Raw genomic sequence first — 19,412 nt, 5'->3', positions numbered from 1 at the left:
CAAAATATGGAGGGTAATCCCATGAAAAAACGTACACTGATCTCATTGCTATTAATTCTCGTCATTGTGATTTCTGGTTGCAGTGTAAAAACGAAAACCGAATCCCAGGCGGAGACCGCACCAGCAGACACAACGGAAACTGCACAAAAACCGGCTGACATTGAACTGCTCGCCATGAGTTCTTCCGAAAATGATGTAAACATTGTACGCGACCAGCTGACTAAAAACGGCTTCAATGTGAAGTTGAATCTTCAGCCGGATTACGGTAGCTTCAAATCCCAGCAGGATGCAGGGAATTATGACATTGCCTTGTCCAGCTGGACCACGGTAACGGGAAATCCCGATTATGCGGTGCGTTCCCTTTTCAAAACAGGTGGAGATTACAGTATCCTCGCAGATGCGGAACTTGATAAACTCATCGATCAGGCAGCTACTCAAACTCCAGATGAGTACAAAGACACGTACAAACAATTGGAAGATCGCTTGGTAACGGATCAGGCGTATATCGCTCCTCTGTACATTTCCCTAAAGAGTCAGGCTGTGAACCAAGACATTCTGAATGTTGACACCGTTCGTCTCTCCAAATCCCGCGCCATGGCTTGGGAACCGATTGAGTTCAAGGACCGCTCCAAAAATGCCAAAGATCCGTTGATTCTGACGCAAAGCGCATCCGTACTGACTTCCCTTGATCCAATCAAAGGAAACGACGGCTCCATCAACCAGTTGAATACCAATATGTATGTACGCCTCGTTAACTTGACAGATGACGATCAACTGACAGCAGAAGGATCACTGTCCCATAATTTCAGCATTGCTGAAGGTAATTCCGACTATTACTTCATTCTCAGAGACGATATCAACTTTGCGAAGATTGATAACAAAAAAGCGGTAGATACAGGAGAACGTGTTGGTGCAGATGATGTGATCTTCTCCCTGGATCGTGCTAAGAATAAAGATTCCGTTCCGGATCACCGGACGTACAGTCTGCATGAACACATCAAAGAAGCTGAGGTTGTAACGGATCTGAGTGCATTAAAATCCATCAAACAATCCAGCGGCAACGGCACAATACTCGAAGCATTGGAACAAGGATTGGGCAGCAAAATTACAGAACTCGTGACGGACAAAACCAAAGCAGATAATAGTGCAGGTAAATATCAGGTCGTTAAACTGACAACAACTGAACCTTTCCCGCAAGTACTGAACTACCTGGCTCACCAATCTGCGGGTATCGTGTCCAAAAAACAGGTGGAGAGCATCAACACATATGATGTAGCTTCCTTTGACGTCAACAAAGATATTCCTTACGGTGATCAGAACACGGTGACTGAAGGCGCAGCATATAATAACACCCTTTATACTAGCGGACCTTATATTTTGTCTTATAAAAATGACTATGAAGGTGTATTCTTAAAAAATCCGGCTTACCGGAAAGGCACGGAAGATGAGCCAAAAATTGCTCAGGTTAACGTCCGATTCATCGCGGATGCAGACAGCGCCCTCTCTGCTCTTCGCAGCAGTGAAGTTCACTTATACTACGGTGTACCTGAAACCAAGTATGACATCATCGAAAATGACAGCAAGCTGAAACTGCAAAGTCTGCCAAGTAACGCTGTCTCCTATCTGTTGTTCAACACGGCCAATCGTGAAGTTGCCAAGAGCAGTGACCTGAGAAAAGCCGTGCTGTACTCCATTAATCAGGATGAGATTTTGAGTTTCTACAAGAATAACAAACTCAAAGCATACTCCACAGTAAGCCCGCTCGTTCAGACGGGGAATGAGTTGAAAGCTGATCCTGCAAAAGTAAAAGAATTCTTGAGTAACTACAACGCCTCCAAGTAAACGTACAACAAAAAAAGGTTGTCACCAGGATCATCTATTTGATCCTGATGACAACCTTTTTTATTCTTCCAGCACACGGCAATCTGCCAGAACATCGGGATAGTTTCGCATGCTGTCCGCATCAGTAATTTTGCGAATAACTTTGCACGGTACGCCTGCTGCAAAAGAATGCGGTGGAATATCACGAGTCACCACGCTACCTGCTCCAATGACACATCCATTTCCAATCGTTACGCCTCCGCATACTGTAACGTTTGCCGAGATCCATACATCGTTACCAATTGTGACCGGTTTGGCATAACATAGTGACTTCACATCACCATTTTGGTCCACCATCTGTCTCCGCTCGCTAGCAATCATGGGGTGAATGGGGGTAACAATTGTAACGTTGGGTCCAAAACTGGTATAGTCCCCAATCGTCACTTGCGCATCGTCTTGTATCGTCAAATTGTAATTACCGAAGAAGTGATCGCCTATCCGGGTATGCACACCATAATGAAAAAAGATAGGGCCTTGCAGGAATCCACCTTTACCGATCTGCCCCAGTAACTGTTGCAATATCTGATCCCTTTCCTCAGTCTGTTCCTCAAAGGTCTGACTGTAACGCTGACTGAGATTATGGGCCCGCCTTTTGATGGTCTTTAATTCCTGATCACTTGGACTAAACAATATGCCCTTCATGATTCTCTCTTCTTCACGCATGATGAATCCTCCTCAACACAAGTTAGCTTATCAAAAAAAAGCCACAGACATGGCCTGTGAGGTTATAAAGCTTCTGATAGAATGCTTGATTTCAACGCCTGAAGAACCATTCCCCTTAACCCAGCATCAAAATCATGTTGAAACGAGTCCAAATGTACGATCTCGGGCAATGACGGCATGGGATGCTGCTCCATGTACTGTTTCCACGCCAAGTCCAGTTCTTCTCTCTCCACACGTTCCTGATAAATGACAATCTGGTGCGGGGCAACGACGGCATTAATCGTTTGCAGTATGTGACATACGTTCACTACAAAATCATCTTTGCTCATGTCACGTTTCCAATCTGGTGAATAAGGAAGATACTTAACCTCACCAAACATCCCGTTTTTCCCGCGGATCATATGTCCGTTCAACATCATGCCCATACCCGGCGGATATCGGTTCGGAAAATAAATTCCTGCTACACTCTGTTCCTTCATATCTGCATGCTGTGCACAGTATCCGCTAATCGCTGCATTCACATCATTCTCCACGAGAACGTTCAGTTGGAACTCGCTCTCGATCTCACGTATCAGATGTGAATGGATAAGCTCTTCATGACTGCTCACCGTGATGTCCCCATCCACGGCTTGCCCCGGAATACCGATGCCGATCATATCAATGGAGGGATACTCCGCAACGAAACGTGCAATAAGTTGCAGCACATGTTGTTTATCGAAAGCAGGCAAGATGCTCTCTTCCTTCAACACAACCTTATTCTCCAGATTCATGACGGTTGCCGAAATCAACTCCTGACCTTTCATCTCCTTGATGTAAAGAACCAAAGCAAGCTTAAAGTTATAATTATATCGATATGCCTGAGCAGGACGACCGCCATTAGAGGGAACCACTTTATCCTGGAACAACTCTCCGCCATCACATAATTCCTGAATCAGCGCATTAATGGTAACAACACTAAGATTGGTGAGTAAAGCTAATTGCGGTTTGGTGGCCGTCTCGATCTGCTGCATGACTTCACGCACATTATTCAAATTGATGTATTTCATCATTGTAGCGTTGGCTTTTTTCATAACCCTCTCGTTTCTACTCTGGTTCAATGGAGCCAAAGCAATGGTATGGATGTCATTCACACCATATCATAACATAATGCCTTACTCGAACACATGAGTTCCATCGTGCTGGCGATGGATCGAAATCGGCAAAGCTACTTGGTTCACTCAAACAAATCATCCATTGACTTCACAGGCTTCACTTCAATTGGTTGCTTGGACAAGACCATACTGGCATAGGTACCTGCCCAGATTATAACTGCCATAATAACGTAGACCATCCATACTTACCTCCCTGTTTCATGCGGATTATAATTTTGCGATCCTTCCCCACATGTGACTATTCCTTTAGTTAATAAATAAACTTTATAAAGTGTATTTCGTAAGTATGCAAGGATAATAGTTCTTTGTCAACTACAACAACACGTATCAACTCGATGCCCATAAAAAATAACTGCCGAAAGAATCATTCAACGATTCTTTCGGCAGCCGTTTGTTCAATATACAAGTAGTTTATTTCGAATAAATTCGCTGTAACCCGGGCAATAAGGTCACAACTTGAATACCCACTCCCCATGCAAAATAGACCAAGTGAATGATAGAGACATCCTGAATCCAGTACACCTGCACCATAATCCAGATGATGAGAGCAAACCCCGAATACAAGGAAAAAGTCCAAGCCCAATAGCGGTCAGGATAGAGATTCAGTCTCTCAGCCGGCCCCCAATGAACGTAGCGGATGAGCGAAATAGCAATCGTCGTAGGCATCACGCCAAGAACCAGCAATAGGATGATCCCCGGGAACAAAAAACTGGCAAACGGAGAATTCTCCAAAGATGCGGGCAAATTCACCATACTTCCGGATGGGTCTATGATTAAAATGACGCCTCCAACGATCGCCCCAATTCCCAACATTCCATGCATCAAAATGAGTAACCACGATCTGCCTATACGCTGCTTCATCATGAATTGCTCCTTCCGTCCTCTCGTTTCTCAACTTCATATATGGAGGATTATGCTCAAACCCTCTAGTACCATTCTCACACATGCCACGTATTGTTCCTGTGTTTCTTTTCACTATATTGAATCTCGAAAATCATTCGTAATGGAAAAACTTGATAAAAGAACGTACGTTCGGTATAATGGGGATATCCTGAATAAGCGAGAGGCAGATATGGACGACAAATTTATTAAGGAATTACGCGAGATTAGTCGGGATGACAGACGAAGATCGGAATTTATGATTCAAGGTTTGAAGGAAACACTGCAAGAACGCAAAGAAGAAGGCATACTCAAGCGCTGGATACGGCGTAAGAAAACTGAAAAAAAAATCTCTCAAAGATTTAATCAAGATCCTCACTCGGATCAAAAGTAACAACATAAAAAGGAGGCATAATACGCCTCCCTTGCTATTTACATATTTGAATCATTTAGATTAGTTAGTTGTGACTTAACCCATAAGTTTGCCAAAATTCACATTATGCTTCTAATAAATCAAACCCTGGCTTGGTTCTTGATAACTTTCTTATCTGACTTTCTTATACAGGGAGTGAAAATATGACAAATACTTCGGGCTCAATATCAAAAAAGAAGGCGATAATTCTGGTGACAGGAATGTCGGGAACAGGTAAATCAACGGTTCTGGGCGAACTTGCTCATAGAGGGCATAGCGTTATCGACACCGATTATGATGGTTGGAGCGAGAATGTGGATGGTTCTGGGTGGTTATGGCACGAGAATCGAATTGATGAGCTGCTCACTGAACATAACGAAGGTACTTTATTCATTTCGGGTTGTGTATCAAATCAGGGGAAGTTTTACCCGATGTTTGATGCAGTAGTGTTGTTAAGTGCCCCCCTCGAAGTAATCCTTGAACGTATAGCTTCCCGTAAGACGAACGATTATGGAAAAACTGTCGAACAACGTGAAGAAATTATACAAAACGTCGCTAGTGTTGAGCCTCTCTTACGTGCTGGAGCTACTGTTGAGATCGACACCAGGAAGCCACTTGATGAAGTTTTAACAGAGCTTGAGCTCATTGCCAACTCCACTAACTGATCACTTCTTCGCACTGTACAAAACCTCCCAGTTCGACCAATCTAAGTACCTTGTTAAACTAAGCAACCAATCACAATGATCGGCTGCTTTCTTTGTTTTATTGAGTTAACGTTTCCCGCTAGCTTAAGAGTAATTTCACTTTTTTAATTGAGTCATCTTTTTAAGGAGTACCGCGGTGCAGACAGATATAACACTGGCTAAGTATAAAAGAGCATATGCTATGGCAGCATAATATGTAAGTTCAGCTTCAATATCAGAGCTTGTAAGAAGAAGAATAATGGAAAAGCCAACAACAAAAACTACAGTACCTAACAGAACATTTTTAATTCCTTCTTTCACATATTCACCTCCCAGGGATTTTTGACAGTTCCCGACCTGCTATTTTAGCGTTTATAATCTTTCCTCCCTTAGACTATTCTTGATTGTGATCTAGCCCTTTCCCAAAACAAGTCTTTAGGTTGTATGATTCGAAAAATTCGGAACGAATATCCAGTGTTTTAATAGTGAGTAGATACCCATTTATCGTATTAGTAATCATTTCAATTTCAGATACATTGTATGAAGTTATATCCATTTTCGAAATGATCACTTGCTTACTAAGCACTTTTGATAAAGAAGAGGTAATTTGTTTCTTTACATCGTCATTTAAACTTTCAAACTGGAGTACAAGGCTTTCAAGATCATCCTTGCTACCTTTAATCAAACTGTGGGATTGGATAGCACTATGCTTTGGAGATGAAGACTTGATAGCATAAATCTCAATGATATCATTCATTTTAAATTTAAAGTTTTTACCTTCTTCTGTTTCAACAAATAGGTAGTCTTCCTTTAATTCTTTAGCAACACCACGGAAAAATTCATCTCGATTATTAACTTTAAATACTACAGAATGTTGTTCTTTAACTGTCATCTCAATAAATTGTCTCTTATTCATCATACTGTGCAATGTATCCCCCTCCCCTTTAAAGATAAAGTATTCTATATGAGGTATGTTATTCCCTTTTCATTAAACTAACCTGCCCGTTAGCTTAACTGAAAGACAGCCGACTATTTAGCCGGCTGTCTACTTGAGTATTCTGAGTTCTGTGCCTTATTTAACTATTTCAGCTTTTGATCTACCCCGTTTCACGGCAGAATGGCAAAGGATCGAACTGGAAAACCAGATGCTTTTTCCGCCTTCGGTACGATGTTGAAGATCACCGCACCTTTAGCCGGCACCTGATCCAGGTTTGTTAACAGCTCAACTTGATATGTATCCTGGGCGAGTACATAATATTCTGCCAGGAGTGCTCCATTCTTCTGATAATCCACGGCCGAATCCGTGTCAAAGGTTTCATGCCCAATGGCTTGTACCTTTCTTTCCTCAAATAAAAACATGAGCGCACCAACCGACCATCCGGGTGCATGACTGTTGCCCTTATCATCCTTGTTATCAAATGTTTCATGGTTAGGCCAGCGTTTGCTCCAATCGGTACGTAAGGCTACAAAGCTCCCAGCTTCAATCACGCCATGCTGTCTTTCAAATTCAAGAATATGCTCCACATCCAGTGTGAAATCCGGATTGTTCTGCACTTCAGCGGACTGGTCAATGACCACAAGTGGCAATACAAGCTCCTTCAAGCCCAACTCATCCAGATACCGGGTATCCCGAACGAAGTGGATCGGCGCATCAAGATGTGTCCCGTATTGACCTGGGAACTTGAAGCTCTGGGCAAAGAAACCTTGATCGTGATCAAACAGCGTATCGAATTGTGCTGCCTCAAAAGCTGAAAAATGTGGAGAGTCCGGTCCAAAAGTATGGGTCAGATCCACCCATTTCTTTTCTTTTAACAATTGAATGGCTTGAATGAGTTCGTTGGACATCCTAATCACCTCATGCACAAAATGGAATAAATTTCTCCTATTATATCTTATTCCACTGCAATTGGGGAGCATTCCCTATATTGGTTCTTAGGGCTATAAATTTCAAATTCGAAAACTTCACTGACCGTAGTTGTCAGTGAAGTTTATTTATAATAGGAGAGTAATCCATTCAATCATGAATAACAAAAGGAGTGTGTATGATGCAAACGAGGAACGTATATCTTTATGTATTCGATACGATGTCAGACTGGGAGGTAGGTTATTTAACTGCTGAACTTAACTCGGGAAGGTATTTCAGGAAAGAGATCGAGCCTTTGCAGGTCGTAACGGTAGGTGTAGATAAACATCCGGTAACTACAATGGGCGGATTAAACATCCTCCCCCATATTTCTATTGATGAATGTACATTGAGAGGTGATGACGTCATCATTCTTCCAGGAGGAAACACCTGGATGGACACCATCCATGATCCTCTATTGAAAAAAGTTGCTGCCTCTATAAAAGAGGGTACGGTTATTGCGGCGATTTGCGGTGCGACAGTTGCACTTGCAAAAATAGGGATGCTGGATTCCAGACAGCATACAAGCAATGATTTAGAATACCTGAAGATGATATGCCCAGATTATACTGGAGAAACATATTATGTAACGGAGCCTGCAGTAACCGATGGAAATCTAGTTACTGCATCTGGAATAGCTCCGTTAGAATTTACGATGCATGTGTTGAAGCTGTTGAATGTCTATGCACCAGAAACATTACAGGCCTGGTACAATCTGTATCAGACTCAAGAGTCAACATACTTCTACGAGTTAATGAACTCTATTGCACCTGAATAACGAGTTTACCGCGTGTATGATGGGATTCACTTTTCTCGTGTGCTTCCCTTACTCCCTGCTCAGTTAACGGGTAGGTTTCATCAATAATCGATTTGAGCTTGCCTTCCGCAGCCAGTTCAGCCAGCTGATCCAGTTGATCCCCTTTGGGCTCCATCATGAAGACGTTGGCCGTTACTCCGGCTTCCTTGGCAAGCTTCTCATCCGGTTGTTCCACCAAGGATACCAGATGCCCGCCAGACTTTAACACCTTGAAGCTATCGCGCTGAATATCACCGCCCATGGTGTCCAGCACAACATCATAACCGGAGAGAATCTCCGAGAAATCTTCTTTTTTATAGTTGATAAAATGATCTACACCCAACGAGCGAAGCAACGCTTCGTTTGATTCACTTGCCGTGGAAGCCACTTCAGCGCCGAGGGACTTGGCAATCTGTATTGCATACGTTCCCACACCACCTGCACCAGCATGAATGAGTACCTTCTGCCCTTTGCCTAAACGTCCATGATCCACAAGGGCTTGCCAAGCCGTCATCGCAGCCAGCGGGATCGCTGCCGCTTCCTCGAAGCTCAAATTCTCCGGTATACGGGCAATAATGTCTGCATCAACAGCAACATATTCTGCATAAGTTCCGAATTGACGCGGACGCGCAAATACCCGATCACCTTCTCTGAACCGCGTGACATTTGAACCTGCTTCAGCCACAATACCCGCAACATCGCCGCCCAGAATCAACGGAAAACTCTCCGCTGCTTCTTTCATATAACCTTGTCTGATTTTGAAGTCCACCGGGTTCACCGACGTGGCATGTGTTCGAATTAACACCTGATTCACTCCACATGCTGGCTTGGCTACTTCCTTTTCCTTCAATTGTTCCGCTCCACCAAATTCTTCAATCACAATTGCTTTCATTAGAAATCCCAGCCTTTCCATTGATTATCGTTATACTCTCTCTCTCCCTTCATTACCCTTTCCCGGCGATCACTTGACCTATTCATTCAAAATTCACAGCAATCTGGGATTCACAAGCCCGTTCAACAATCGTGATATAATGTCCATTATCATTACGTTAAATCTTAACCCAATAACTGAACAAGCGAGGTAACACGATGGAAGTAGAAGTAAGTACATTACATGCATTTTCGGACAAGGTTTATGGTGGAAACCCCGCAGGTGTTGTTTTACAAGCAGCGCATTTGTCTGAAACCCAGATGCAGGAGATTGCCAGACAAGTCGGTTTTTCAGAGACTGCATTTGTTATGCCCTCGGATCAGGCTGATTTCAAAGTGCGTTATTTCACCCCAAGTGATGAAGTCGATCTATGTGGACATGCCACAATTGCTTTATTTTATCTAATGAAGACACAACAGCTCGTTAATGTTGGTACATATACACTGGAGACACTAGCCGGAATTCTTAAAGTTGATCTCGCAGTCAATGGAGAAGTCTATCTGTCTCAGACGTTGCCAGAGTTTGGGGAGATCGTGGATCGACAGCAGATTGCCGATTCGTTACGTATTTCTATGGAGGATTTGCATTCCGAACTACCTGTACAGATTGTGTCTACCGGGCTACCCGATATCATGATAGCCGTTAAAGATGTTGATGTTCTGACCAAAATCGATCCTGACTTCCAGCGTATCAGTGAAATATGCAAGGCTCATCACGCCATAGGTTATCACGTGTTTACACTCAAATCAGATGCTGAGGACGTTCTGGCAGAATGCCGTAATTTTGCACCACTTTATGATATACCGGAAGAGAGCGCAACGGGCACATCCAATGGTGCCATGCTCTGTTATTTATCCCAGTACAACCAGCTTACAGATCCTCATCATCACACGTACACGATCAGACAAGGGTACACCATGAACCGCCCCTCTGAGATCCGAGCCAGATTAACTTTGGACAGCTCTAATGAAATCACACAGATTCAGGTTGGCGGTCGTGCAATTCATATCAAAAACATTCAAATACACCTCCCTTAGTGGGAGGTGTTTTACGTACTTAGGATATGTAAACTATCTTATGCGAAGCAGTGTAATAGCCTGGCCTGTGGTCATCATTGAATTTGTTGTAAAAATCGTAGTACCGCTACCTCCAACTGGTTCAGTCCTGGCTGCTCTATAGGAAAATGGCCTGCCCCTTCCAAGATCACACATTCCTTGTCTACCACCAGACGATCAAAAAAAGATTGGCTGAACCTGATCGGTGTCATGGGGTCCAGATCAGGGTGAACCAACAGGACCGGACACTGATTGAACTGTTCCGGGCTTACCTCAGGTTTTTTATTAAGGAATGTTCTTAATAATTCCAACGGAATACGTGTAGCTGCCGCTTGTGGATCATTCATAATAAGCCGGGTTAAGTCCTTGTTATTAGTAATCAGTTGCATACGGGATACCTGTTTGACCGAAATACGTACATGATCCAGCAGAGCAGGAAACATATCCATCATCCGTTTTCCCGCCCGGCTTACCAGACGATTCGGTGCAAGCTGATCTCGCATTTCCTGATTACTCGTGTCTACAAATGTAGTTGCGATCAAACCCTTAACATGCTTGCTGCGTGCACTGGTGTGATAGGCAAGCATACCTCCGATGCTACTTCCCAATACAACGATTGGCTTGCCATCTTTTTTGTGTTCCCGTTCGATGAGTGACACAAGCAGCTCTATCCAAAGTTCGTAGTTAATACGTGTACCAGACATTGCGTAACTTAAACCATATGGCGGAAGATCTGGCGATACCACCTCGTATCCATGTCGCTGCAACATGCGGGCATATGGAGCGAGCAACCTGCCGTTACCCCCCGCACCATGAATGAACAGAATTTTGAGTGAAGACTCCGGCGCAGGCAAGCGATCGATATGCATATTAACCCCATTTGACTCCCACCATTCTTCCTCAGGAACTGTATGCTCCCCTAACCTCACTTCTTCCGGGAAAAAGCCCTGATACTGTTTCCAATAGGGATGTGTTGTCTGATATGAAGGCAAACTTTTTTTCATACGGTACATTCTCCTCTTTTCGTATACAAAAAAAGCCGTACAGTGTACGACTTTTCGTTAAGAATACGTCTATGACCATACTTCTTTTTATAACACCTTCGTATATCTGTCAATCGGGAAACTGTACATTGCCCGGTACGATATATGCACCACCTGACCCATCATTAGGTAGAGCCGGGATCGTGTCATTTAATACCTGACCGCGAATATCGGTAATACGAACGTTTAGTTTTTCTTTGCCCAGTCCAATTCCGAGGAAATGATTATAGTCTTGCTTTTCAAGATTGAGCCACGTACCATCCTTCTGTTTCACTTCGAACTTCAGCACCGGATATTTGTGATTACGAACCTGAATGGCTGCCCACCACTGACTGCTGCCTTCCTTGATCCGATAGGAGACATTGCCTTGAATTGGAGCTTTGACCACTTTCCAACTGATATTGATTTTGCCTGCCTTTGGGTCACCGATCAGGTTAAAGGCATTCGGTGAGAGATCCAGCGCTCCGCTGGCACCCTCTGGATAGAGGTCTGTTACATAGACGGTTGTTTTGCCTTTAGGACCCTGCACCTCGAGATAGGCTCCCGCTAAAGCGGCTTTGACACCGTTATAATTGAGTTGGAACGGATTAAGTGCAGTAATCTTCATGTCCGCCGGGATGGGATCAAGCAACACTGCACCTCCCGAGTAACCTGAGCCTGTATACGTCGCGTAACCCTGATATGTATCATTCCATGCAGCAGATGCAGGCAGAGCAAATAATACGAGACTGAGCAACATCCCTGTACCGGCCCATTTTAACCGTTGAAATCTACTTTTCTTGTTCATGAGCTATTCCTCCTCGTCTGTTCTCGTGTAAATGATCCTTTCAACTGCTAGATTTGAATATAACATTATTTTACATAATGACTGTTTATTTTCAATCCCTATCTACCAAATCACATCCAAAGTCCTGCCTCTGGACTTGAACATTCATGACCACGCACAAGATATGGATACATACCATAATTTGGTTGAATGAGCATAACTACAAGCCGACATTAGGACGATTCCCAGTAATAAAAAAACGCCACACCCCGGAGTAATTTCTCTCTCCAAATGGTGTGACGCCTATTAAACACTCCGGTCAGAATACCCGGTCTGTCCAAGGACAGCCAGCGTTTGACTCAACCCGTTTCCCTTCGTTTCATCCGCTTCCTTAGTCGCTCATACGATGCGTAAATCCGCGGAGATTCTTTTGTCAGGATAGGCCCCAGCACAGCCAGAATTAACACATACAACACGGCAAACGATTGGATGGATGCCATCAGCCCTCCGGCCTTGCCGATGTTCGCCATGATAATGGAGAATTCGCCCCGCGAGACCAGGGTAAAGCCCACATTCAACGAGGCCTTAGGGCTCATTCCAGCCAGTCTGCCAGCGATCATACCTGCACCATAGTTACTGGCAATCGTCAGAATAACGGCAATAATCGTCATCCCAACAGCTCCGCCAAGTGAAGCCGGCTCGATGGTCAGACCAAAACTGAAGAAGAAAATGGCACCAAAAAAATCTTTGAAAGGCATGATCTGATGCTCAATCCGACTCACATGTCTTGATTCGCCCAACACAAGCCCCATCATCAATGCTCCAATGGCTTCTGCTACATGCAGTGTCTCCGAGAAACCAGCCACCAGGAAGAGCAGTGTCATGACGGTAAGCAGAAACAACTCTGATGACTTGATATTCAGTGCCTTATCAATATATTTGATGCTTTTCCTGCCAATAATCAGGAACAGCACAATAAACAGCAGGGCAGACAGCGATACCAGCAGAACACTTAAGAATGAAGTTGCCCCGCTGAGCACAAGCCCAGTCAGGATGGAGATATGAATCGCGATGAACAAGTCATCAAACATGATCATGCCCATAATAATCTCTGTTTCAGGGTTTGCCGTGCGTTTCAAATCAACGAGCACTTTAGCTACAATGGCTGTAGAAGAGCTGGTCATGATCCCGCAGACAACAAGTGTCTCCTGAAGGGGCAGATCCATGAACCACCCCAACAGCAATCCAGAGACAAAATTCAGACCAACATAGAACATGCCCCCGGTCAGAATGGCTTTACCAGACTTTAATAACCGGGAGACCGAGAACTCCAAACCCAGATAAAATAACAAAAACAAAATGCCAAGCCTGCCCATAAATTCAATAAAGGTCGAACTTTCGATAAAACGTAAATCCACTATGCCGATCTGTGGTGCATGTGGTCCAACAGCCATACCAATCAGGATATAGAAAGGAATGACCGAAAATCGTAATCGTGAAGATATCAGCCCAGTAAGTGTAATCAGCGCAACGGCAATTCCCACTTCGAATATGAGCATATCCATAGGCTAAGTCCGTCCATCAGTCAACAATTGTTTGAGATGTTTGATCTGATTCCGTTCACCGGCAACTACAATTGTAGCTCCAGCGGTAAAAGCATAATCCGGGCCTGGATTAAAATGCTTCTCCTTATCCTTGGTCACAACAGCGAGAATTACGGCGCCCGTGGCCTGACGGATATCCAGTTCACCAATCGTCATGCCTACGCTTGCGGCGTGAGGCTCAATCCGTAGCCATTCGATTAACAGCCCTTCAAGCATTACTTCACGTTCATCCTGAAACTTCGGTTTATAGGTCATACCACCAACAATAGCGGCTACCGCCCGGGCTTCATCATCGTCCAGGGTGACAAGAGATACCATATCACCCACCTCTTCAGGTGTATCCCCTGACTCCATATGGAACAGGTCACGTCGCTCATCGTTATGAATCACAATGACCAAATGCTCACCACTACGGGTATGCAACCAGTATTTACGTCCAATCCCTGGTAAGTCCGTCTCTTTAAAGTGCATGATCTGCACCCCCTAGCGCCGGCTCGTTCAAGGTTTCGCTCCTCAGCTCAATCCCCGTAATGCGTATCCTCATGGAACCTGATGGTGTATGAACAGACCTAATTTCCCCTACACTGCCAAGCAGTAATTGACTCCCCACTGGAGAGAGGAAGGAAATACGCCCCTCATCAGGATTGGTATCCTCTGGCATGACAATCATGAACGAATCCGATGTATGAAAATCGATATATTCAAAATCAATATGACTACCGATCAATACCGCCGAGTCCAGATCTTCATCCGGGCCCAGGAGCAGTTTTTCCACATACTCCTTATATGCCGATAATTGTTTTTCCAATTGTATCCGCTCTGGATCGCGCACGTCGAAATAGGCGTCGAGAAATGTTCTTTTCTCTTCACCGAATGTAAATAGCTGGCTCACCAGCTTCTCTCTGCAATTATGGCGGGAAGTCCTATGGTTCATAATAGATTTCACCCCCTATACAAGCCTTGTTCTCCATGTTGATTGGCATGTTTCTCTTCATCATCTTGTTTTCCTCCTTTTATTTTAAAAAGCCCCCGGGATACGAGACCTTCTTACCATCTTACCAAAACTAATATTTTAATCCAGTATATTCGTCTAACTTGCTTTTTTATTATCATTTGTGGTCATATCTTCCATTTAATAACTTAATTCTTCACATCATATGGTAGATCCATAGAACATTTTAATTACTGCATAAAAAACATTTTATGAATTTATATCTCGTATTTTTATTTGCTTTCCTGTATATTTAACTACAAACTTTTATTCAATTTATGCAAATAGGTATTTACAGACTTTAACACGATAAAGGAGTGCATCGAAAAAGTGTCCACGATAACAAAAGAAACTACAGAGTCCGTTCAAGTTACTGCCGCAGATTATGTTCATTCCGTTTATGAGTCGGTTGTCGCCAGAAATCCGCACGAAGATGAGTTCCATCAGGCTGTCAAAGAAATTCTGGATTCCCTTATTCCTGTTATTGAAGCACACCCCAAGTATAGGAACCATAGTCTGCTGGAACAGCTTGTTGAACCCGAACGCGTAATCACATTCCGTGTCCCATGGGTAGATGATCAGGGCAAAGTTCAGGTTAACCGTGGATTCCGGGTGCAATTCAACAGTGCCATTGGCCCTTACAAAGGCGGACTTCGCTTCCATCCTTCTGTATACTCGGGCATCATCAAGTTCCTTGGCTTCGAACAGATCTTCAAAAATGCTTTGACTGGTCTGCCCATTGGCGGTGGTAAAGGCGGTTCTGACTTCGATCCCAAAGGAAAATCGGATCTGGAAGTCATGCGTTTCACGCAAAGCTTCATGACAGAGCTGTACAAATATATCGGTTCCGATACGGATGTACCGGCAGGTGACATTGGTGTAGGCGCAAGGGAAATTGGTTACATGTTCGGGCAATACAAACGTATTCATGGCGGGCATGAGGCAGGCGTATTGACAGGTAAAGGTCTGCTGTACGGAGGAAGCTTGGCACGTAAGGAAGCGACTGGCTTCGGCTGTGTGTACTTCGTGAAGGAGATGCTGCAATCCAAGGGGCTCAGCTTCCAAGACAGCACAGTCGTTGTCTCCGGCTCTGGTAATGTGTCCATCTATGCCATTCAGAAGGCACAGGAGCTTGGAGCTACAGTCGTGGCGTGTAGTGACTCAGGTGGCTACATACATGATCCACAAGGCATCAACCTGGATACCGTGAAACGTCTGAAAGAGGTTGATCGTCTTCGCATCAGCGAATACATCAAAGAACACCCGCATGCTACATATACCGAAGGCTGTGAAGGCATCTGGTCTATCCCTTGTGATATTGCTCTTCCATGTGCAACGCAAAACGAGATTGATGAAGAAGCTGCGGCCCTGCTGGTTAAAGGTGGCGTGAAGGCCATTGGCGAAGGCGCGAATATGCCTTCCACCCTGGATGCCATTGACGTCTTCCACGGTGCAGGCGTGCTGTTTGGTCCAGCCAAAGCGGCTAATGCCGGCGGTGTAGCCGTGTCTGCTCTTGAAATGTCACAGAACAGCATGCGGTTGTCCTGGTCATTTGAAGAAGTAGACGCGAAGCTACATGACATCATGAAGAACATCTACACCAGCTGTGTAGAAGCTGCTGAAGAGTATGGCTGTGAAGGTAACCTCGTAGCCGGAGCGAATATCGCCGGTTTCCTCAAGGTAGCCGATTCCATGATTGCTCAAGGTGTAGTTTAATTTAAATACGTGATTCTCCACGATCAAAGGGCGTTCCCATCAATTTGGGTAACTGCCCTTTTTTTCTTGTCTTCAATTGCTCTAATCGCAAGGCAATGGTAAAGTGGTACTGACGTAATTCCATCTATTTGTACTTTTATAAGGAAGTGTTCACATTGTCTAACCAACCATTTTCCAGCACTGCGAATCCTCATCTTAGCGCAGACTGTGAGCAATGTTTTGGCCTGTGCTGTGTTGCCTTGCCCTATGGCAAGTCATCTGACTTTGCTTTTGATAAAGCCAGCGGCACACCCTGTTCCAATCTGCGCACGGACAATCGCTGCGGTATCCATACCCAGCTTCGGCAGAAAGGGTTCAAAGGTTGCACGGTATACGACTGTTTCGGAGCTGGACAGAAGCTGTCCCAAGTGACCTACGCGGGCAAAGATTGGCGTGATCATCCAGAGTCTGCAAACGAGATGTTCGATTGTCTGCCTGCCTTGCGACAACTTCACGAGTTGCTCAGTTATATGAAGGAAATGATGATGAGACCGGAGACGTCATCCCTTCACTCGGCATTTGGTGAGTTATATGAGGAGATTGAGCGCTTGAGCAATCTGGAGCCTGCGGCTCTTCTCCGTCTGGACATCGCCAATTATCGGTCCAGTGTGAATCAACTCTTGGTCCAGGCAAGTGAGATGGTACGCGCGAATGTGCCACCCACCGCTCATGGACAAGGGCAGTCGAAGAAGAGTAAAAAACGTACCGGAAGTGACTTTTTTGGTGCCAATCTAAAAGGGGCTGACCTGCGGGGTGCAAGCTTCCGAGGGGCTTTAATGATCGCAGCCGATCTCCGATATGCAGATACACGAAATGCGGATTGGATTGGCGCGGACTTGCGGGATACGGATCTGGGCGATGCAGACCTGAGAGGTGGCATCTTCCTGACGCAATCCCAGATTAATGCAGCCAAAGGTAATGTGAATACCAAGTTGCCGGATCATCTTAACATTCCCTCACACTGGGTGTAGGGTGCCATTTCCGCAAGAGCACGAGCAGGGATACAAACAGGATAGTACCTGCCAATTCATATGAATGTATGAATCGTATACAGCAACAGCAAAAAAACAGCTCGTCCTATACATCCAAGGACGAGCTGTTTCTATAAAATCACTGGAACGAATCAGAATTATAACAAGTCGCGGCGAAGATCTTCAGCCGATTTTGGAGACAAGTGACCGAGCGGAATATCAAATACCGTTTTCGCTCCCTTGTGTCCTTCCACGCTCAAGCGTTGTGCGGCTCTTGCATACGCTACAAGTACGCTTGCTGTAAATTCAGGATTGCTGTCGAGTTTCAGACCAAATTCAATAATTTGCTTTTGACCAGCACCTGTAACCCCACTGCGAATTACAAATCCACCATGCGGCATACCTTCATGCTCGGATTTCAATTCTTCTTCGCTAATGAACGTTACAGTTGTATCGTAATCTGCAAAGTAGTTAGGCATCGACACAATCGTCTCACGGATCTCATCCTGATTAGCACCATCTTCTGCTACCACATAACATTGACGCAGATGTTTCTCACGTGTAGACAGCTCTGGTGTCTCCCCTGCACGAATGCGGTTGATCACCTCTTCAACAGGTACAGTATACTGTACACCCGCCTTAACGCCTGGAACACGACGAATAGCATCCGAGTGGCCTTGGCTCACACCTTTGCCCCAGAACGTGTACTCTTTTCCTTCTGGCAGGATGGACTGTGCAAGCAGACGGTTCATGGAGAACAAGCCTGGGTCCCAACCTGTGGAAATGACACTTACGTGACCGCCTTGCTCTGCCGCAGCATTAACTTCTTTGTAGAATTCAGGAATCTTCGCATGTGTATCGAAGCTATCTACCGTATTGAACAACTTGGCGATGGCTGGTGTCTGCTCTGGAAGGTCGGTTGCAGAACCACCACAGAGGATCATAACATCAACCTTGCCTATGTATTGCTCCGCTGCAGAGATATGCTCAAAACGTACTTCTGTGCTTTCAGCGACCATCTGCTCCGGATTACGACGTGTAAACACAGCAATCAGTTCCAGATCCTCGTTCTGGGAAATGGCTTTCTCTACACCTTTACCCAAGTTACCGTAACCAACAATACCCACTCTAATCATGTTCAATCCTCTCCTGTCTTCTTCTATAGTTGTCTATTACTCTGTTTATAATGATATAACATATCATGTAACCTGTCAGGTTTCCAGTTCGAAATAAAAATACCTTGCAGCGGTGCAGCAATAATGCGGCTCCGTATGCAAGGTATTATGGCGTTCATTCGTTATTTTAGGAAGAAAAAAAGCAGGAAAGAAAAGTAGCCCTTATCTTCTGCTTATGATTCTGTCCAGGTCAACGTCAGTTCAATGACGCCTTCCTGTCCCGCCAATGTTCCTCCAATCAAGGACCAGACATCCTTCGTTTCCGGATCGGTTCCCTGAATGATAATATTTTTGTCATCGATCGTCTGACCTGCATCGGTCAACTTTTTGGCGTTGAAGTAATCTTTATACAGCTGGGATACGGTTTTCATATCTTGTTCAGTGGAGAAAATCACCATGGCCGATTGCTTGCCTTCATTCTCACCAGAATTGGCTAAACGAATCGTAGCATCTTCCGGCAACGGGAAATCACTTGGCAAGTTCTCCGGCAACTCATTGGTTCCAGCAGTTGCTTCCTCACCACGATCTGAATCCGAGTCGGTTTGTGCAGTCGTGCCCTCCGTTTCGGTCACTGCACTTGTTGTTGCTTCGCTTGCACCTTCATTAGTCGCTTGTTCACCAGTTCCAGAGGAAACTTCAGTGTCCACCTTCTCCGTATCACTCGGTTCGTCTGCTACGCTGCTGCAAGCACTCAAGGCCACCATCATCGCCAGCGCCGCACAGGCTAATATATAATTCCTTCTCTTCACCATC

21 protein-coding genes are annotated in these 19,412 nt (G+C 44.8%); 7 read left to right on the top strand and 14 right to left on the bottom strand.

Features of this window, described 5'->3' with window-relative positions:
- Positions 1 to 21 precede the first annotated feature (21 nt).
- Positions 22 to 1,842: an ABC transporter substrate-binding protein gene (locus IFU39_RS15280; protein WP_105599918.1), complete on the top strand. Its 1,821-nt coding sequence runs from the start codon at positions 22 to 24 to the stop codon at positions 1,840 to 1,842.
- A gap of 60 nt (positions 1,843 to 1,902) precedes the next feature.
- Here the strand turns inward: IFU39_RS15280 and IFU39_RS15275 are convergent, their stop codons facing one another.
- The 3 genes from IFU39_RS15275 to IFU39_RS15265 all read right to left on the bottom strand — a co-directional run bounded on the left by IFU39_RS15275 (position 1,903) and on the right by IFU39_RS15265 (position 4,556).
- Positions 1,903 to 2,544, bottom strand: a complete 642-nt coding sequence (locus IFU39_RS15275) for a sugar O-acetyltransferase (protein WP_192133457.1) — start codon at positions 2,542 to 2,544, stop codon at positions 1,903 to 1,905.
- A 62-nt stretch (positions 2,545 to 2,606) separates the two neighbouring features.
- Positions 2,607 to 3,590, bottom strand: coding sequence for an ROK family protein (locus tag IFU39_RS15270; RefSeq protein WP_244660990.1), 984 nt, complete (start codon positions 3,588 to 3,590; stop codon positions 2,607 to 2,609).
- A 516-nt stretch (positions 3,591 to 4,106) separates the two neighbouring features.
- Complete coding sequence (locus IFU39_RS15265; protein ID WP_197997798.1) at positions 4,107 to 4,556, bottom strand: hypothetical protein; 450 nt, start codon at positions 4,554 to 4,556, stop codon at positions 4,107 to 4,109.
- Between the two features lie 142 nt (positions 4,557 to 4,698).
- On the opposite strand from IFU39_RS15265, the gene IFU39_RS15260 reads away from it, so the two are divergent.
- Together IFU39_RS15260 and IFU39_RS15255 are read left to right on the top strand one after the other, a co-directional pair.
- On the top strand, positions 4,699 to 4,968 hold the full coding sequence (locus IFU39_RS15260) for a hypothetical protein (protein ID WP_244660989.1): 270 nt from the start codon (positions 4,699 to 4,701) through the stop codon (positions 4,966 to 4,968).
- A gap of 182 nt (positions 4,969 to 5,150) precedes the next feature.
- Positions 5,151 to 5,651: an AAA family ATPase gene (locus IFU39_RS15255; protein WP_197997797.1), complete on the top strand. Its 501-nt coding sequence runs from the start codon at positions 5,151 to 5,153 to the stop codon at positions 5,649 to 5,651.
- Positions 5,652 to 5,786: 135 nt separating this feature from the next.
- Here the strand turns inward: IFU39_RS15255 and IFU39_RS15250 are convergent, their stop codons facing one another.
- The 3 genes from IFU39_RS15250 to IFU39_RS15240 form a co-directional block, all read right to left on the bottom strand.
- Positions 5,787 to 5,990 carry a hypothetical protein gene (locus IFU39_RS15250; RefSeq protein WP_047843932.1) on the bottom strand — a complete coding sequence of 68 codons (204 nt, stop codon included), beginning with the start codon at positions 5,988 to 5,990 and terminating at the stop codon, positions 5,787 to 5,789.
- 73 nt (positions 5,991 to 6,063) lie between these two features.
- Entirely contained in the window at positions 6,064 to 6,585 is a 522-nt protein-coding gene (locus tag IFU39_RS15245) for a hypothetical protein (RefSeq protein ID WP_143786462.1), read from the bottom strand.
- Positions 6,586 to 6,776: 191 nt separating this feature from the next.
- A complete protein-coding gene (locus IFU39_RS15240) occupies positions 6,777 to 7,514 on the bottom strand; it encodes a cyclase family protein (protein ID WP_192133451.1) in 738 nt (245 codons plus the stop codon).
- Between the two features lie 200 nt (positions 7,515 to 7,714).
- On the opposite strand from IFU39_RS15240, the gene IFU39_RS15235 reads away from it, so the two are divergent.
- Positions 7,715 to 8,350: a type 1 glutamine amidotransferase family protein gene (locus IFU39_RS15235; protein WP_192133449.1), complete on the top strand. Its 636-nt coding sequence runs from the start codon at positions 7,715 to 7,717 to the stop codon at positions 8,348 to 8,350.
- Here the strand turns inward: IFU39_RS15235 and IFU39_RS15230 are convergent.
- Positions 8,334 to 9,281 (bottom strand): NADP-dependent oxidoreductase, encoded by a 948-nt coding sequence (locus tag IFU39_RS15230; RefSeq protein ID WP_341073785.1) that lies wholly within the window; start codon positions 9,279 to 9,281, stop codon positions 8,334 to 8,336. The two genes, IFU39_RS15235 and IFU39_RS15230, sit on opposite strands and share 17 nt — an antisense overlap.
- Positions 9,282 to 9,457: 176 nt before the next feature.
- On the opposite strand from IFU39_RS15230, the gene IFU39_RS15225 reads away from it, so the two are divergent.
- Positions 9,458 to 10,336 (top strand): PhzF family phenazine biosynthesis protein, encoded by an 879-nt coding sequence (locus IFU39_RS15225; RefSeq protein ID WP_192133447.1) that lies wholly within the window; start codon positions 9,458 to 9,460, stop codon positions 10,334 to 10,336.
- Between the two features lie 74 nt (positions 10,337 to 10,410).
- Here IFU39_RS15225 and IFU39_RS15220 read toward each other — a convergent pair whose 3' ends face one another.
- The 5 genes from IFU39_RS15220 to IFU39_RS32940 form a co-directional block, all read right to left on the bottom strand.
- Positions 10,411 to 11,358, bottom strand: a complete 948-nt coding sequence (locus IFU39_RS15220) for an alpha/beta hydrolase (protein ID WP_091013519.1) — start codon at positions 11,356 to 11,358, stop codon at positions 10,411 to 10,413.
- A 109-nt stretch (positions 11,359 to 11,467) separates the two neighbouring features.
- The gene (locus IFU39_RS15215; RefSeq protein WP_192133445.1) at positions 11,468 to 12,184 is read right to left on the bottom strand and encodes an expansin EXLX1 family cellulose-binding protein; all 717 of its coding nucleotides are present in this window, start codon (positions 12,182 to 12,184) and stop codon (positions 11,468 to 11,470) included.
- A 338-nt stretch (positions 12,185 to 12,522) separates the two neighbouring features.
- Complete coding sequence (locus tag IFU39_RS15210; protein WP_076216431.1) at positions 12,523 to 13,728, bottom strand: cation:proton antiporter; 1,206 nt, start codon at positions 13,726 to 13,728, stop codon at positions 12,523 to 12,525.
- 3 nt (positions 13,729 to 13,731) lie between these two features.
- Entirely contained in the window at positions 13,732 to 14,238 is a 507-nt protein-coding gene (locus tag IFU39_RS15205; protein ID WP_036617317.1) for a cation:proton antiporter regulatory subunit, read from the bottom strand.
- A complete protein-coding gene (locus tag IFU39_RS32940; protein WP_091013515.1) occupies positions 14,228 to 14,701 on the bottom strand; it encodes a GreA/GreB family elongation factor in 474 nt (157 codons plus the stop codon). Before IFU39_RS32940 ends, IFU39_RS15205 begins: the two co-directional genes overlap by 11 nt.
- A gap of 387 nt (positions 14,702 to 15,088) precedes the next feature.
- Between IFU39_RS32940 and gdhA the strand changes: the two genes are divergently transcribed.
- Positions 15,089 to 16,474 (top strand): NADP-specific glutamate dehydrogenase, encoded by a 1,386-nt coding sequence (gene gdhA, locus IFU39_RS15195; RefSeq protein ID WP_179198416.1) that lies wholly within the window; start codon positions 15,089 to 15,091, stop codon positions 16,472 to 16,474.
- 155 nt (positions 16,475 to 16,629) lie between these two features.
- On the top strand, positions 16,630 to 17,484 hold the full coding sequence (locus IFU39_RS15190) for a pentapeptide repeat-containing protein (protein WP_192133443.1): 855 nt from the start codon (positions 16,630 to 16,632) through the stop codon (positions 17,482 to 17,484).
- A gap of 158 nt (positions 17,485 to 17,642) precedes the next feature.
- Here IFU39_RS15190 and IFU39_RS15185 read toward each other — a convergent pair whose 3' ends face one another.
- Complete coding sequence (locus tag IFU39_RS15185; RefSeq protein WP_370739099.1) at positions 17,643 to 18,620, bottom strand: diaminopimelate dehydrogenase; 978 nt, start codon at positions 18,618 to 18,620, stop codon at positions 17,643 to 17,645.
- Between the two features lie 212 nt (positions 18,621 to 18,832).
- A complete protein-coding gene (locus tag IFU39_RS15180; protein WP_192133441.1) occupies positions 18,833 to 19,411 on the bottom strand; it encodes a hypothetical protein in 579 nt (192 codons plus the stop codon).
- Position 19,412 lies beyond the last annotated feature (1 nt).

Origin of the sequence: Paenibacillus sp. CFBP 13594, from assembly GCF_014842675.1 — a bacterium.
Classification (GTDB): domain Bacteria; phylum Bacillota; class Bacilli; order Paenibacillales; family Paenibacillaceae; genus Paenibacillus; species Paenibacillus amylolyticus_B.
The sequence above is the reverse complement of the archived record's forward strand: the minus strand, read 5'-3'. Positions and strand labels throughout refer to the sequence as shown.

Coding starts and splice junctions, on each gene's coding strand:
- IFU39_RS15245 (WP_143786462.1), bottom strand. CDS start 6,585: ATGAATAAGAGACAATTTATTGAGATGACAGTTAAAGAACAACATTCT.
- IFU39_RS15180 (WP_192133441.1), bottom strand. CDS start 19,411: ATGGTGAAGAGAAGGAATTATATATTAGCCTGTGCGGCGCTGGCGATG.
- IFU39_RS15240 (WP_192133451.1), bottom strand. CDS start 7,514: ATGTCCAACGAACTCATTCAAGCCATTCAATTGTTAAAAGAAAAGAAA.
- IFU39_RS32940 (WP_091013515.1), bottom strand. CDS start 14,701: ATGAACCATAGGACTTCCCGCCATAATTGCAGAGAGAAGCTGGTGAGC.
- IFU39_RS15235 (WP_192133449.1), top strand. CDS start 7,715: ATGCAAACGAGGAACGTATATCTTTATGTATTCGATACGATGTCAGAC.
- IFU39_RS15210 (WP_076216431.1), bottom strand. CDS start 13,728: ATGGATATGCTCATATTCGAAGTGGGAATTGCCGTTGCGCTGATTACA.
- IFU39_RS15275 (WP_192133457.1), bottom strand. CDS start 2,544: ATGCGTGAAGAAGAGAGAATCATGAAGGGCATATTGTTTAGTCCAAGT.
- IFU39_RS15265 (WP_197997798.1), bottom strand. CDS start 4,556: ATGAAGCAGCGTATAGGCAGATCGTGGTTACTCATTTTGATGCATGGA.
- IFU39_RS15185 (WP_370739099.1), bottom strand. CDS start 18,620: ATGATTAGAGTGGGTATTGTTGGTTACGGTAACTTGGGTAAAGGTGTA.
- IFU39_RS15270 (WP_244660990.1), bottom strand. CDS start 3,590: ATGAAATACATCAATTTGAATAATGTGCGTGAAGTCATGCAGCAGATC.
- IFU39_RS15205 (WP_036617317.1), bottom strand. CDS start 14,238: ATGCACTTTAAAGAGACGGACTTACCAGGGATTGGACGTAAATACTGG.
- IFU39_RS15280 (WP_105599918.1), top strand. CDS start 22: ATGAAAAAACGTACACTGATCTCATTGCTATTAATTCTCGTCATTGTG.
- IFU39_RS15220 (WP_091013519.1), bottom strand. CDS start 11,358: ATGAAAAAAAGTTTGCCTTCATATCAGACAACACATCCCTATTGGAAA.
- IFU39_RS15215 (WP_192133445.1), bottom strand. CDS start 12,184: ATGAACAAGAAAAGTAGATTTCAACGGTTAAAATGGGCCGGTACAGGG.
- IFU39_RS15225 (WP_192133447.1), top strand. CDS start 9,458: ATGGAAGTAGAAGTAAGTACATTACATGCATTTTCGGACAAGGTTTAT.
- IFU39_RS15255 (WP_197997797.1), top strand. CDS start 5,151: ATGACAAATACTTCGGGCTCAATATCAAAAAAGAAGGCGATAATTCTG.
- IFU39_RS15230 (WP_341073785.1), bottom strand. CDS start 9,281: ATGGAAAGGCTGGGATTTCTAATGAAAGCAATTGTGATTGAAGAATTT.
- IFU39_RS15260 (WP_244660989.1), top strand. CDS start 4,699: ATGGAAAAACTTGATAAAAGAACGTACGTTCGGTATAATGGGGATATC.